The sequence below is a fragment of the Thalassotalea euphylliae genome, assembly GCF_003390395.1.
In the GTDB taxonomy this organism is placed as follows: Bacteria; Pseudomonadota; Gammaproteobacteria; order Enterobacterales; family Alteromonadaceae; genus Thalassotalea_F; species Thalassotalea_F euphylliae_C.
This window is the reverse complement of record NZ_QUOV01000001.1, coordinates 1535763-1551021: the sequence shown is the minus strand read 5'-3', so window position 1 is coordinate 1551021 and position 15259 is coordinate 1535763. Positions and strand designations below refer to the sequence as shown.

The following is a 15259-nucleotide window of genomic DNA, read 5'->3' as shown; positions in this document are numbered from 1 at the left end:
CTTAGAATGGCGATTCACGGTGGGTTGCAATTTTGACAGCCCAATTTTGATAGCGAGTATAAGTTGAATTAATCTCGTTAATATCAACCTAGCGTGATCTAACTTAGTATGGAGAAACTAACAACTTCGCTTCTATGCCAGCCAATACCCTACTCAATACCATTCATTAAGTAGGAGCTTGTAGCAATTCACCTATTTTCATATGAATAAAGTAAACGGTTGTCGTTATGCCCGCGATAAAAAGCAACAAGTAAGCTGTGCCAGCAAATATTGGTGGTGAAAACAAACTACTTAGTCCTTCAACTGTGCTGACTATTCGCGCATTGCTTTCCGCTAAATAAATACTAGAAGAGAGCGTTGCCATTGAAGCTAATAGATAAAGTAACGTTACTAACCATTTGGTCTTCCTTGTCAATAAACTCCTGCCAGCAAACGTTGCGACTATGGTTGAAAACGTAATGGTTAGCCAAACTTGAAACTGGGTTGAAATTGCATCCTCATTTAGCCTGATTAGTTGCACTGCATCATGCACCGTTAATGCTTCCATAATTTACCTATAAATGTGTTTAAACGCCCAGCTGCAATATTTGGCAATATCTACAGCCAACTTAAGTAGATAAGTCTTAACATTCATAGAAGAGTTAACTACGTTTGTTAGCTTAACGACTAAAGGTAAATTGAAAGTAAACTGGGCTAAGCCAAAACTAAACCAGAGAGATAATAGCGCTGAATTTGTTTTGATTAGTTTGATAAGAAGCGACTAACGAGAAGCGTTTGGTAAGGCGTGATACTAAGGCTAATCCAACCCCAAAATGCTGCTCTTGCAGCTGATATTCAGGTTGCTCTGCCGCTAAATTTGAAAAAACAAGTCGTTTGTTTTTGGCCTCTACATGCCAAATAACGTTTGTTCCCTCTGCTTTGCCGTGATGAACTACATTATTAAACAGGTTAAAAATAATAAGCTCTAGTACCTCTTCTGGCATTGCAACGTCATAGTTGTTGTCTAATCTCAGTTCAGTAGAGATACCGTGAACTTTACATACATCACCTAACTGCAGTATGGCTTGCTTTATTGTCTTAGTGACATTCGTAGTACCGCTGAATGGCTGCTCTGAGGTTAGCCATAACAAACCACTGCTAAGCCGATTCATTCGACTCATCGATTTCTCAAGTCTTTGTATAGCGCCAGTACCTGCCAAATCAGGATAAGATGCAGTTAAAAGCTCAACAGAATTTTTCATCACTTGCAAAGGTGTGCGAAGCTCATGAGCCATGCCCTGATTAAACAATTCTTGTTGCGATAATAGCTCTGCTTTTTGCTGCAATGCCTGCTGCAATTCCAACGCTATATGTTTGACGTCTTGTTCTTTAAGCTCTTCGATTAACTCATTTCCTTGTTGAGAGGAGTACTCTGCATGAGTAAAGATATGGCTAAGTTGAGAAAAGGGTTTTAATGCGTAGCGTGCAGATACATTTGCCACCCAAAACGTTAACAGCACCGTTGGGATAAGCAGTACCAATAGAATAAGCAAAACATCGTTTAATGCTTTATCCACCACAGAAACATCAGTGGTATCGTATAACAGGGTACCTTGCGCCGTTGTCAAATAATGATAGTGGCGTTGCTCAACACTAAACTCACCAAATTCGCTGCTTTGATCAAATTCAAAATATCGTAACTGCTGAACCAAATTCGGTGCCAACTCTCCCAAGCTGTCGACTAGCTGAATATTATAGGGCAGCGCCTCACCCTCTTTAACCTTGGCATGGGCCAGCGCTAATCGGTCATTAAACAAGGCATCTTCGAATGAATAGGTGATCAACAGTGTCGCTGCCGTAAACAGCACAACAATGCTAAATGTAAGGCCGGAAATAATAGTGACTAGTCGGCTAAATAGGGTTCTGGTGGGGGTCTTTTTCATCCACTTTTCTGTTGACATATAAGCTATCTACCCTATTGCGCTCTCGTCTATGTCAAATTTATATCCCACTCCGCGTACTGTGGTGATAAATTCTTGGCCAAGCTCACTTTTAAATTGTTTTCGCATTTTATAGACATGTGCTCGCAGTGGATCACTGTCAGGGGTTTCTTCCCCCCACAAGGAACGATGAATAGCAGACGTTTTTACCGCCGACGGATACTGCTCCATCAGCAATTTTACAAACTCAAAGCTAACCTGATGTAGTTGTGTGCAGTGCCCTGCCACTGACAACGTCATGTCATCAAATGTTAGCGTCACGCCTGCTTTTTCGATAACAGATAGCTTTTGGGGCGCATGTGCCGCCTTTGCCAAACAAACGGCAATACGCGCCGATAATTCAGCAAAGGAAAAGGGCTTAGCTAAATAATCCCATGCCCCTGAGTCAAAGCCCTTCAAGATGTCAGTTTCTTTTGAGCGCGCCGACATAATAATCACAGGTACCGCGGTTAAGTGTTCAGTTAATAGTGAACGGCAAACATCTAAACCGTCCACATAGGGCAAATTTAAATCAAGCAGAATAAGGTCGTAATGATTGCTTTCAATAAGGTGTAGAGCTTGTCTTCCATTGTAAGCGAAATCGAGCTCGTACCCTTTAACCGATAGGTACTCAGCTATCCCCTGAGAAATATCAATATCATCTTCGATTACTAGTATTGCCGTCATCTAATGCCTATTTATTATTTTTAGTTTTTAACTGTTTTAACTTTTCTTTTTTGCATCAGCCAATGAGCTAATCAATGGATATACGTGCTCTATCATCCATTTTTCCATGCCAACCCAGCCGTCCTCAACCTGAAACATCACGACAACTTGCAATTCATTTATTGGGTCAACCCAGAATACCGTGCCGCCAAGCCCCGACCAAAAGAAACTGCCTTGCGCTCGGCTGTCACCAGCCACCTCTTTTACACCAATACCGTAGCCAAAACCAGCACCATGGTATACGCGCGGCAAAAAGTGTTTGTCTAAGCCTTGGATGTGAGAGCTAACCATGCGAGAAATTAATTCTTCTGACAGTATTCTCTGCCCTTCGAACACGCCCCCATTTGCTAACATGTCTGCGAAATTAGCAAAATCTTGCGCGGTTGATACTAGCCCCCCACCTGCTGAAATTAATCTTGGTTTAGTTAAGAATTCAGAATCTTGGGCCTTTTCAACAAACAGAATGTTGTCTTTGTTGAAGGTATAGGCCTTTTCAAAGGTACCAGCATCATACTCATACATGTCAACCAAACGACGATGATCTGCTTGTGGTACATAGAATCCCGTATCTATCATTTTTAACGGTTCAAACAGGTTATGTTGGAAATATTCCTCGAGTGGCTTATTGGTGACCGCTTCAATGATGGCACCTTGAATATCGCTCGCGATACTGTATTCAAATTTACTGCCTGGTATGAACTTCAAATCGATTCCTGATAGGTCATTGACCAAGTCAGATAAGTCATTGCGCCTCGACAAGGGATTGGCGATAAGATAGCGAAAATCCACCCAATTTTTAATACCGCCGCCATAGCCAAACCCCGCAGTATGGCTGAGTAATTGATGTACCGTGACTCTTTGGCGTTGGCCTTGATACTCAAATGGTTCAAATGCGGGTAGGTAGTCTCGAATATCTGCCTCTAAGCTAACAAGTCCTTTATCAACTAGTTGCAATAGCGCTACTGCAGCTAATGGCTTAGACATAGAATAAATTCTAAAAATATCGTCTTTAGCAATGTTTCGATCATCATTGATGTTCACTTTGCCATAGGCGCGATGTAAGACGAGTTTATCTTGATGCTCAATATGCAGCACAACCCCAGGTAGCTGATGCTCGGCTAACAGAGCATTTAATTTTTGCTCAAAATCACCAACACCAGACACATTATTTTGATCTGCGTACACAGAAGTCGTGCCTAACGAAAATACTGAGCATACCGCGCAGCCAACTAATAGCGCTTTCTTTAACTTTTTCGACAACATAATTCATTAATTCCCTATAGGTATTGTTTTATGTAGCCTAAGTTAACGGGTGCAATGTGAATTCAATGTAAATTGCTAGACGATATTGCGACTAGCTGGGAAAGTGAAAAAGCTAAAGCAGTGAAATTTACCTATCAGGTCTTTATTAAAACTATCAAGGTGCACTTGCTGTCAAAGCAAATATAGAAAAACAAAGTGCCAAGAACCAAAGTACAGAGAAACAAAGCACTTAAAAACAAGGCACCGATTGATTACTAACAAGATCAAGCAGCTCTATGGAACCCTATTAGACAAACCTAAACCATTGAATTTAAGTTTAAAAAGTTCTTGCCGTTTGCTTCATAGATAACTATTACTATATAGCGAGTAAAATTTATACAATAATGGAGTAGGCATGTCACAAGATAATTCTAACAATACCGCGCAAAGCACTGTTACTTCACCTATATCGATGCTTTATCATTGGGAAAGCGAGCATCCTGATATGCTTTATATGACCCAGCCAGTTAATGGCGAATACATCGAGTTCACTTGGAAAGAAGCCATCACACAAGCACGAAAAGTCGCTGCTGCATTACGCGCCAGTAACTACCCTAAAGGCAGCCGCATTGCTATTCTTTCTAAAAACTGTGCACATTGGATCATTGCTGATATGGGGATAGCGATGGCAGGTCATGTGTCGGTACCAATTTTTTCAACCGCAGGCAAAGACACAATACATTACGTATTAGAACATGCGGAATGCCAAATGATTTTTGTTGGCAAACTGGATGACCCGAAAGCATCAATTAGTTACCTTCCTGACAACGTCAAACAAGTTGCTTTTCCTTATGAAGGCGCAGATGTGCCAATTTCCTGGGAAGAATTCACTAATGTTGACCCTATAGCTGACAGCCCAGTGCCTGATATGGATGATGTTTTCAGTATTATTTACACTTCTGGTAGTACTGGGCAACCCAAAGGTGTTGTTCACACTTATCGAACTTTAAGCTGGGCAGCCAGTAACTCAATCCATGTGCTGGGTGTGAGTACCGAAGATCGCGTCATGAGCTACCTACCACTAGCACACATCACCGAAAGAGCCTTGATACAGCTCTCTGGGTATTACTCAGGTATAAAGTTGTACTTCGTTGAATCGCTCGATACTTTTACGCGCGATGTAAAAAATTGCGACCCAACGCTGTTTGTCTCAGTACCGCGCTTGTGGACAAAATTTCAAATGGGAATTTTGTCTAAAGTTCCACAGAAAAAGCTCAACTTTTTACTAGCCTTACCTATTATTGGCAAAAAAGTCGCGTCAAAAATAAGAAAGCAATTGGGGTTAGACTCCGCAAGACACTATGCCTCTGGCTCGGCACCTTTAGCACCAGCTACAATAAAGTGGTTTGGAAAAATCGGCATTGATATTTGTGAAGCATGGGGCATGACAGAGAACGCAGCCTATGGCACGAGTTGTATACCGTTTAGAGAAGAAAAAGTCGGCTCAATAGGCAAAGCCTATGACGGTGTAGACATGCGTATTGCCGAAGATGGTGAAATTCAATTGAAAGCCCCTTGCAACATGATTGGCTACTACAAGGATCAAGAAAAAACCTCTGACGTATTTACCAATGATGGCTACCTAAGAACTGGTGATAAAGGCGTTGTTGACAGTGATGGCTATTACCGCATCACAGGTCGATTAAAAGATATATTCAAAACCGCTAAAGGCAAATATGTCACACCCGCGCCCATCGAAGCGAAAATTATGGAAAACTCCAATGTTGAGCAAGTGTGTGTAACTGGCACCAACTTAGCCCAACCAATTGGCTTACTTGTCTTGTCTGAAGATGCAAAAAAAGAAAGCAAGGCGGATAACGAGGCAAGCTTGCTTGACACCTTAAACAGCATCAATCAAACGCTAGAAAGCCATCAACGACTTGATCGCTTAGTAGTGTTTAACGAAGAGTGGTCAATTGACAATGACCTGCTGACACCAACATTAAAAGTTAAAAGGCACTCAATAGAAGAGAAATTCGCCGATATTATCGCTCACGCCCACAGCGATAAAATTGTTTGGACGAATTAACCTGCAATTAGCGCCCGATATAAACTCGTCGAATAACGATGTTTGACGAGTTTTCATCATAAAGGTTTATTTGGGAAGTCTTTAGCTAGACATAAGCATGTCAAAATGAAATTGCGGCCTATAAACCAGAGTTTTAGAGTGTTTACTCACCAACTAACCATAAACAAACTGACCTTTCTCACTCTCTATATCGACAACCAAGCTTTAGAGTATTTACTCGCCAGCTACTGAAAACACAAACAATCCAATAAATACATTGACTAGCAAGCAGTCATACGACAGATCAAGTAAACTGCAAAAAATTGTAGCCAGCCCTAATTATGTCTATTTTTATATGATATATTCTGCCAACTTTGTCGAAAAAAGTATCGATACACCTATTGTTATGGGCGCGATACTTTTCAAACTAAATTTCTAAAAGGTTAGTTATGCAGCAGTCAGTTATGAGTGCGTTTTTCAAAAACTTCCTCGGTAATTCGCCGGAGTGGTACAAATACGCCATTATTGCTTTCTTAGTTATTAATCCCATCTTATTTTTCTACGTTAGCCCTTATGTTGCCGGTTGGGCACTTGTTCTAGAGTTTATTTTCACCTTAGCAATGGCACTAAAGTGTTACCCACTGCAACCAGGCGGCCTACTCGCTATCGAAGCGGTAGTTATTGGCATGACCTCGCCAGAGCAAGTACTCCACGAACTTATTGTCAATATTGAAGTACTGCTGCTACTGATCTTTATGGTTGCAGGCATCTACTTTATGAAGAACCTGTTACTGTTTTTATTCACTAAAATCATTACGACAGTGCGCTCAAAAACGATGGTGTCTTTACTATTCTGCTTTTCTAGCGCCTTCTTATCTGCTTTCTTAGATGCGTTAACGGTTATTGCGGTAATCATCAGTGTCGCGGTTGGCTTTTACTCGGTTTATCACAAAGTTGCCTCAGGTAAAGAAATTGCACACGACCATGACCACACCCATGATGGTGATGTACATGACGTGTCACGCAACGACTTAGAAGACTTCCGCGCTTACTTGCGTAACTTGCTTATGCACGCTGGTGTCGGTACCGCTCTAGGCGGTGTTTGTACCATCGTTGGTGAACCACAAAACCTAATTATTGGTCAACAAGCTAACTGGGAATTCGTTGAGTTCGCTATTCGTATGTCACCTGTTACTGCGCCTGTATTTATTGCTGGTATGCTCACTTGTGTGTTACTCGAAAAAGTAAAATGGTTTGGTTACGGCGCGCATTTACCAGAGAGCGTGCGTGCTATTTTGCAAGATTTCGATGCTGAGGAATCAAGAAAGCGTACAACTCGCGATAAAGTAAAACTAGTGATGCAAGGTATCGTCGGTGTTTGGTTAATTATAGCATTAGCACTTCACCTTGCGGCCGTTGGCCTGATCGGCTTAAGCGTTATTATTTTCGCAACAGTATTTACTGGGGTAAACGAAGAGCATCAAATTGGCCATGCATTTGAAGAGGCATTGCCATTTACTGCACTACTGGCCGTATTTTTTGCCGTGGTTGCAGTAATCATTGACCAGCAATTATTCACGCCAGTTATTGATTGGGTGCTAACCTTTGAAGGGAATATGCAGCTAGTGATGTTCTACCTAGCAAATGGTTTCTTATCAATGGTTTCTGACAATGTATTCGTTGGCACGGTTTACATTACCGAAGTTAAGAAAGCCTTGTTAGCGGGCCACATTACGCGCGATCAATTCGACATGTTAGCAGTTGCCATCAACACGGGAACCAACTTACCAAGTGTTGCAACACCAAATGGTCAAGCAGCGTTCTTATTCTTGTTAACTTCAGCTTTGGCGCCGCTGATTCGCTTATCATATGGTCGTATGGTGGTCATGGCTCTGCCATACACCTTAGTGTTAACAACGGTTGGCCTAATTACCATTTCTAGTGGTTTCTTAGAGTCAAAAACACAAGACTTCTACGATGCTGGTATTATCCATCATCATAAAGCTTCGGAAGCGCAGGCTCCTAGCGGACACTAGTCGCAAAACTTATTAACAAAAAGCACCTTAACGGTGCTTTTTTTTCGCGCCCTGTTCGATACAATGCCCTCAATACAACACCTTCAATAAAATGCCGTTAGGCCAATTGAATGATTATTTAACGATTGGTATTCGCTATAACTATAAGGAAACTATGTGAATTTTATTAGTAATCTCGCCACGAAGAAACAAGCTTGGGGATTGTTAGCCACCTCGGCGTTGGGTCTAGAGTTCGCGGCCCTGTATTTTCAATATGTGATGGACTTAGCGCCGTGCATTATGTGTATTTATCAGCGGGTGGCAATTTGGGCGATCTTTTTTGCTGGCGTTGTTGGCTACCTCGCCCCTAATCAATTGGTTGCTCGACTAGCTGGCTATGGACTGTGGGGAACAGGCGCAATATGGGGCCTAATCATCGCGCTTGAACATGTCGAAATGCAAAGCGCAACCTTATCACTGTTTTTTACCTGTGACTTTACACCAAACTTCCCAAGCTGGGCGCCTTTGCATGAATGGTTACCAGCATTGTTCGAAGCAACAGGCGATTGTGGTGAAATTAGCTGGCAATTTTTAGGCTATAGCATGCCGCAATGGATGGTTGTGGTTTACGGTGTTTATACTGCATTGCTTGCAGCTGTGTTAACGACACGAATTGCCGTTGCCAAAAATCTTTAATTAAAAACAAATAGTTAAAGTCAAAAAGCTAGTTTACAAAAAATTAGAGCGCCATTCGGCGCTCTTTTACTAACTGCACTTTGAACTAAACAGCAATTAGACAAGCAGCCAATAACAGACACCTGTAGTGACCGTTACGGTGAGCAAGCTTAATACAAAGCCTTCCCTTACCATATCTTTGATTTCCAGCATATTCGTGCCATACGCAATGGCATTAGGCGCAGTCGCCACAGGCAACATAAATGCGCAGCTTGCACAAATTGTTGCTGGGATCATGAAAATTCGCGGGTCTTCACCTACCGATAAAGCCGCGGCCGCTAATATTGGCAGCAGTAGTGTTGCAGTGGCTGTATTGCTAGTAATTTCGGTTAAATAAGTTACTACTAAACAAATTACCAACACCATAGCAATCAACGGGATAGTTGCTAATGAAGATAGCCATTCACCAATCAGAGTACTTAAGCCAGAGCTCACAAAACCTTTTGCAATCGCAATACCACCAGCAAATAGCAATAACATCCCCCAAGGGATTGTTTGTGCCGTTTGCCAATCAAGCAGCCTCCCCTTCTGACCGGTTTCTTGGTCTACTCGGCCATTTGGCACAATAAACATGATCACCACAGCAGCAAGCGCGACAGTGCTATCACCAATACCTTTCAATCCCAATAAACCAGTCCAGCCGCCAAATGGCTCTTGTCTAGTGATCCAAGCTAATGCGGTTAAGCCAAACACCCAAAGCACACGTTTCTCTTCTGTACGCCACGGCGCTAGTTTGGGTAAATCGATATCTAACGAGGTATTCACATTTCTGGTCAGCCAGAGTGCCATTAAAGGCAGTGAGAGCACCACAACCGGCACACCAATTTTCATCCAGGCCAGAAAGCCCATTTCTTGGCCTACATTTTCTTGATAAACGCCCATGAAAATTACATTGGGCGGCGTACCTATCGGGGTGGCAACGCCACCTAAACTTGCGGCATACGCAATACCAAGAATAAGCGCACAAGCCAGTACTTTATTGTCTAGTTTGCTAATAATCGCTAACGCAATTGGCAGCATAATTAACGTGGTTGCTGTATTTGAAATCCACATACTTAGCATTGCAGCTGACAGCATAAACGCAAATACCAAGCGTTTGCCGCTGCTTAGCCCAACCAGATTAATCATGTAGATTGCTAAGCGCTCATGCACTTTGCTGCGCTCAAGCGCTTTTGACAGCATAAATGCCCCCATCAGCAGCAATATAACGTGGCTACCTAATGCTGATGCCGCAGTTTTATGATCTATCACGCCAAACAGTGGCAGCAATGCAAACGGTACGAGCGATGTAACTGGAATAGGTAAGGCTTCACTGACCCACCAAATCACAGTTAATAGCGTAATAGCAGCCGCTGTTGCAGGTAATTGTGGTAAACCTGCGGCTAGCAACAACACATAACTGACGAGCGAGACCACAACACCCGTCAGCAAATAAAAATACTTATTAGTCAATACAGATGCTACGTTCATTTTATGAAATTCCTAACGCTGTTCGGGCTTGCTGCCATTCTTTAATTTGCGTTAACTGCTCATACTTAACAGGGCTTTTTGAGAGCATTCTTGCCAATCTTGGCTGGCTAGCTTGTTGCACTTGAATATTGGCTTTGTCGATAACCTCAACTGCTGCGGCTCGATCATTACAAACTAACAACATATCACAACCTGCGGCTTGGGCGGCTTCAGTGCGTTCGACAAAGCCACCAATTGAACCAGCACCAGCCATTGACAAATCATCGCTAAAAATAACACCGTCAAAATTTAACTGGGCTCTTAATACTTGTTGTAGCCAGAATGAAGAGAAACCAACCGATTTATCGTCAAATGCTGGGTAAATAACGTGCGCTGGCATCACGGCATCAACTTTCTCCGCATTGATAAGTTGGCGAAAGGGTTCCATATCAATACCTAAGATCTCAGCGCGATCACGATTATCTATCGGCAAGGCAATATGAGAGTCTTCTTTAACACTGCCATGCCCAGGAAAATGTTTGGCAGTGCACTTCATGCCTACCGAATGCATACCATGAATAAAGGCGTCAGCAAGTTGATAAACTGCATCGGGCTGTGAATGAAAGGCTCGGTCACCAATCACGTCGCTAACGTCATTGATATCCAGCACAGGAGCAAAACTGATATCAACGCCAACCGACATCACTTCCAATGCAATGAGCTGCCCACAAGCATTGGCCAGCATTGATGCCCGCTCGAGGGAATGGCCAGCTTGTTGCCAAAGTTTTCCCATGGCTGGAATAGCAGAAAATCCATTGCGAAAACGTTGTACTCGTCCCCCCTCTTGGTCAACAGCGATTAAAATATCACTTTGAGCCGCATGGCGAATATCGCGGGTCAATTCGGAAACTTGGGCAGGAGACTCGTAGTTACGGCTAAATAAAATAAGCCCACCAACGAGCGGATGAGCCAAAATTTCCTTATCTTCTTCAGTGAGTGATGTCCCTTCGACATCGAGCATGATAGGTCCAATCATATCCTTGGTGCTCTTAAGGCATTAAAAAAGCGATATTTAATCATATTAAATATCGCTTGGATAATAAAAGGGCTTATGAAGCGTTTATTGCAGCACTTTCGTCAACAAATATGCGTCAACAACTAAGCGTCAACCAATAACCAACAATCAGTAGTGGATAATAAGTTTAACGGACTGGAGCCGCTACGCCTGAAGCGACATAAGGAATGACTTGTTGAATCAAATCTTCAACGCCTAAGTTTTTACTAAAATCATTTTTCGCAATATCAAGTAAGGCATCGCTAGAAGACATGGTAAATACGATAGTGCCCATGGTGAAGTGCAAACGCCAGAACATTTGTTCTGCGGTCAAGTCTGGGTAGGCTCGTTGCACCGCTTGAACAAAACGTTCAATCACATTGGGATACTGGGTGGTCAAAAACCAACGTAAAAAACCTTGGCTATCGGTGTAACCACGCCCCAATAACTGCAAGAAAATGCTTGTACCATTTTCTCTTAATTCGTTTAACGACAGTAAGGGCTGAACAAATGCAGAAAACACTTGGTGCAATGTTGGCGCTTCTTGGTCGTAAACATCAACCAGCGCTTTTTCTAGCTTCGGCGCCAGTTCATTCATATATCTTGAAATTACCGCTTTAATAAGCTCTTTTTTAGAACCAAAATGATAGTTTACCGCAGCTAAATTAACTTCAGCTTGGCTAGTAATTTCTCTTAGCGATGTTCCGTTAAAGCCTTTTATGGCAAAAAGTTCTTCCGCCGCATCTAATATTTTATTTTTTGTACTCATACCCTGCGCGCCTACTGCTTAGACAAATGCCGTTTAAACGTACAGTTAAAACGTGCGTTTAAAATAGCGTACCTAAGACGCTGCCGTCAATTAATATAGCGAAAACAAAAGAACTGAAACAAACTAGAAGCAATGAATTGGAGAGATTAAATAGCGCGGGCGCAAGAATGGGTTAATCGTTCTACGAAAAACTTAGGGCGTGTTGATCTTTCGAGATTGAATTTTGTTCAATCTAAACGCTTTCTGATCGCGGCGCTCGCTTTGTCGCATAGTCGTTCTCGGCTTTGTCTCCTGAGTCGCTCTACCTCCTTCATCCATGCAGTCGTATGTAAAAATCGAGCAACAATGAGCAGGAAGCGTTTAGGTGAACCCGCAGGGCAGCGTCTGTTTGAATTTTCTACTGTGTTGGCACTTATTTATGGAGAATGACTACACTGCACAATTGCCGCCCTGTATAAAAACCAAACAGACTGCTGCAAAAACAACCCTGAAAGTTCAACACGCCCTAATACTTTTTTAAATATCCAAGGAACTTTTTAGGCGTGTACACCTCAAACAATATACACATGACTTCTCCCTGGCTCGGCGACCTGATCTGTCAATCGGCACTGAGCCATTTTTTTATCCGAAAATCGCCCTTAGCGTTCACCCAAAATGTATCAAACTGGCGACCAACTATTACACATTTAAACAAATCACCAACAGTAAAAAACACAAGATATGGCTAATATATCACCATCTTTTCAAGGTGAAGCTTGTTAAGTGACTTTGTTATACTCTCCTTCTTTTGGCCCAGCACCTATCGCTGGGCTTTTTTTTGCACTAATGTTTTTGTTCAACATTTCACGCGGCATTTCAGCGCATTTTTCAAACAATCCTTGTACTAAAAGCACGCTAATAAATTTTTAACACTTTGATTTTTATGGCCTTAACTCAAGGCTTATAGAGAACTTTGTCTTTGGTTATTAGTTAGATAGAAAAAAGATGATAAAAATTCAGCCAATTAACGCATAAAGGTCTACAATTAAGTTTACTTAGTCGTAAATCAAACAAGAACGTCTGTAAAGTAGTGAAGAATAGTTTTCACTATAGACAAGTTCTTGAGGGGTTCGCTACTAAGTGACATGCAATACTTCCTTGTTTCATGAAATCCCAGCCGCGTAGCCTAAAAACTGCGCGGTTGTTCTTTATAGCATGCCCATATTTTACAACTTACTTACAGATAGTTGGCTCAAGACACTTGGCTCAAGATAGCTGGCTCAAGACTACTCAAACCACCCTCGACAAAACCGCTAGCGCGCTTGCGATTCTTTAAAAATAATCTCACTGCTTTATACTTGCCTTACTTTTAAAATAATAAAGCTCAAACTATGAACAAACTCTTCAAAGTCACAGCGGTAGCTGGTGCACTTGCATTGGCATTAACTGGCTGTAACCCTTCAAAACAAGCCGAGCCGAACCAACAATCAAGTGAACAGGTAAAAACTGCCACACAAACTCAAGCATTAACTGCCAAAGACGTAGATACTTTCTTAAGCCGTGTTGAGAAAGAAATTCAAACGTTGAACGTTGAAGGTGCACGCGCTGAATGGATTTACCAAAACTTTATTACTGAAGATACCGCTGCTTTGTCCTCTGCTGCTGGCAAACGATCAACTGAGGCTGGCGTTAAGTATGCAATGGAAGCAGCAAAATTTGATGGTGTGGAAGTCGCCCCAGCGCAGCGTCGCAAATTAGAAGTGTTGAAACAAGCACTCGTTATTCCTGCGCCGCAAGATTCAGCAAAAACAGAGGAACTTGCTAATTTAGCTGCCGAAATGGGTAGCATGTATGGTAAAGGTACCTACACGACCAAAGCAGGTGAAGAATTAAGTTTAGTCGCAATGTCATCAAAAATGGCAACATCACGCGATTACGATGAATTACTTGAGCTTTGGCAAGGTTGGCGTACGGTTAGCCCAGACATGAAACCGCTCTATGAGCGTCAAGCAGAGCTGGGTAATGAAGGCGCACAAGCCTTAGGTTATGCCGATGTTGGCGCCATGTGGCGTTCTAAATACGATATGCCTGCGGATGAGTTTGCCAAAGAGCTAGATCGCTTATGGGGTCAAGTAAAGCCACTTTACGACGATTTACACTGTTACGTTCGCGCTGAATTAGGCGAACATTACGGTGAAGACAAAGTGCCGCAAGACCAACCTATTCCTGCTCACTTACTGGGTAATATGTGGGCTCAGCAGTGGGGCAATATTTATGATTTAGTTGCACCAGAAAATGCAGATCCTGGTTATGATGTTACTGAGCAGCTTGCCAAGCATAACTATGACGAAATTCAGATGGTGAAAGGTGCAGAAACCTTCTTCACTTCACTAGGTTTTGAGCCATTACCAGAAACATTCTGGACACGTTCGTTATTCACTAAGCCTGCGGATCGCGACGTAATGTGTCATGCATCGGCATGGAGCATGGACGGTGCTGACGATATTCGCATTAAAATGTGTATTCAAAAAACGGGTGAAGAATTTGCTACCATTCATCACGAGTTAGGCCATAACTTCTATCAACGCGCTTACAAAAATCAACCAGTATTCTTCCAAGGCTCAGCTAACGACGGTTTCCACGAAGCCATTGGTGATACCATTGCGCTTTCTGTGACACCTAAATACCTTAAAGAAATTGGCCTAATTGATACCGTACCAGACGAATCAAAAGACATTGGCCTACTGATGAAAATGGCATTAGACAAAGTTGCCTTTATCCCATTTGGTTTATTAGTTGATCAGTGGCGTTGGAAAGTGTTCTCGGGCGAAGTAACCCCTGAGAATTACAACCAAGCTTGGTGGGAACTACGTGAGAAATATCAAGGGGTAAGTGCACCTGTTGAGCGCCCTGCTGATGCTTTCGACCCTGGCGCAAAGTACCACGTACCGGCGAATACACCGTATAGCCGCTATTTTCTTGCGCATATTCAACAATTTGAATTCCACCGTGCGCTGTGTGAGATTTCTGGCAATACTGACGCGATTCACCGTTGTTCGATTTACAACAATAAAGACGCAGGTGAAAAGCTTAACAAAATGCTAGAAATGGGCATGAGCCAACCATGGCAGCAAGCCTACAAAATCGTAACAGGTAATGAGCAAATGGATGCAACCGCTATCCTTGATTACTTTGCGCCACTGCACACTTGGTTAAAAGACCAAAACAAAGGTCGCCAATGTGGCTTTTAATGACTTAAGCCTA

Annotated in this window: 11 protein-coding genes; 4 read left to right on the top strand and 7 right to left on the bottom strand. The window is 42.5% G+C overall.

Features of this window, described 5'->3' with window-relative positions; translation table 11 throughout:
• Positions 1-166: 166 nt before the first annotated feature.
• From DXX92_RS06885 to DXX92_RS06870, 4 genes are all read right to left on the bottom strand, one after another.
• Complete coding sequence (locus DXX92_RS06885; protein ID WP_115999778.1) at positions 167-547, bottom strand: hypothetical protein; 381 nt, start codon at positions 545-547, stop codon at positions 167-169.
• 157 nt (positions 548-704) lie between these two features.
• Positions 705-1922 carry a sensor histidine kinase gene (locus tag DXX92_RS06880; RefSeq protein ID WP_181901710.1) on the bottom strand — a complete coding sequence of 406 codons (1218 nt, stop codon included), beginning with the start codon at positions 1920-1922 and terminating at the stop codon, positions 705-707.
• Positions 1923-1949: 27 nt separating this feature from the next.
• Positions 1950-2645 carry a response regulator transcription factor gene (locus DXX92_RS06875; RefSeq protein ID WP_115999776.1) on the bottom strand — a complete coding sequence of 232 codons (696 nt, stop codon included), beginning with the start codon at positions 2643-2645 and terminating at the stop codon, positions 1950-1952.
• A 36-nt stretch (positions 2646-2681) separates the two neighbouring features.
• Positions 2682-3947, bottom strand: a complete 1266-nt coding sequence (locus DXX92_RS06870) for a serine hydrolase domain-containing protein (protein ID WP_115999775.1) — start codon at positions 3945-3947, stop codon at positions 2682-2684.
• A 394-nt stretch (positions 3948-4341) separates the two neighbouring features.
• Here DXX92_RS06870 and DXX92_RS06865 point away from each other — a divergent pair, with 394 nt between their 5' ends.
• The 3 genes from DXX92_RS06865 to dsbB all read left to right on the top strand — a co-directional run bounded on the left by DXX92_RS06865 (position 4342) and on the right by dsbB (position 8705).
• Entirely contained in the window at positions 4342-6015 is a 1674-nt protein-coding gene (locus DXX92_RS06865; RefSeq protein ID WP_115999774.1) for an AMP-binding protein, read from the top strand.
• Between the two features lie 428 nt (positions 6016-6443).
• Positions 6444-8030: a sodium/proton antiporter NhaB gene (nhaB, locus tag DXX92_RS06860; RefSeq protein ID WP_115999773.1), complete on the top strand. Its 1587-nt coding sequence runs from the start codon at positions 6444-6446 to the stop codon at positions 8028-8030.
• 156 nt (positions 8031-8186) lie between these two features.
• Complete coding sequence (dsbB, locus tag DXX92_RS06855; RefSeq protein ID WP_115999772.1) at positions 8187-8705, top strand: disulfide bond formation protein DsbB; 519 nt, start codon at positions 8187-8189, stop codon at positions 8703-8705.
• 96 nt (positions 8706-8801) lie between these two features.
• On the opposite strand, the gene DXX92_RS06850 is transcribed toward dsbB, so the two are convergent.
• The 3 genes from DXX92_RS06850 to DXX92_RS06840 form a co-directional block, all read right to left on the bottom strand.
• On the bottom strand, positions 8802-10214 hold the full coding sequence (locus DXX92_RS06850) for an SLC13 family permease (protein WP_115999771.1): 1413 nt from the start codon (positions 10212-10214) through the stop codon (positions 8802-8804).
• A 1-nt stretch (position 10215) separates the two neighbouring features.
• Positions 10216-11226 (bottom strand): beta-N-acetylhexosaminidase, encoded by a 1011-nt coding sequence (gene nagZ / locus DXX92_RS06845; RefSeq protein WP_116002327.1) that lies wholly within the window; start codon positions 11224-11226, stop codon positions 10216-10218.
• A gap of 169 nt (positions 11227-11395) precedes the next feature.
• Entirely contained in the window at positions 11396-12016 is a 621-nt protein-coding gene (locus tag DXX92_RS06840; protein ID WP_115999770.1) for a TetR/AcrR family transcriptional regulator, read from the bottom strand.
• A gap of 1370 nt (positions 12017-13386) precedes the next feature.
• Between DXX92_RS06840 and DXX92_RS06835 the strand changes: the two genes are divergently transcribed.
• Entirely contained in the window at positions 13387-15246 is a 1860-nt protein-coding gene (locus tag DXX92_RS06835; protein ID WP_115999769.1) for a M2 family metallopeptidase, read from the top strand.
• The last annotated feature ends 13 nt before the right edge of the window (positions 15247-15259 follow it).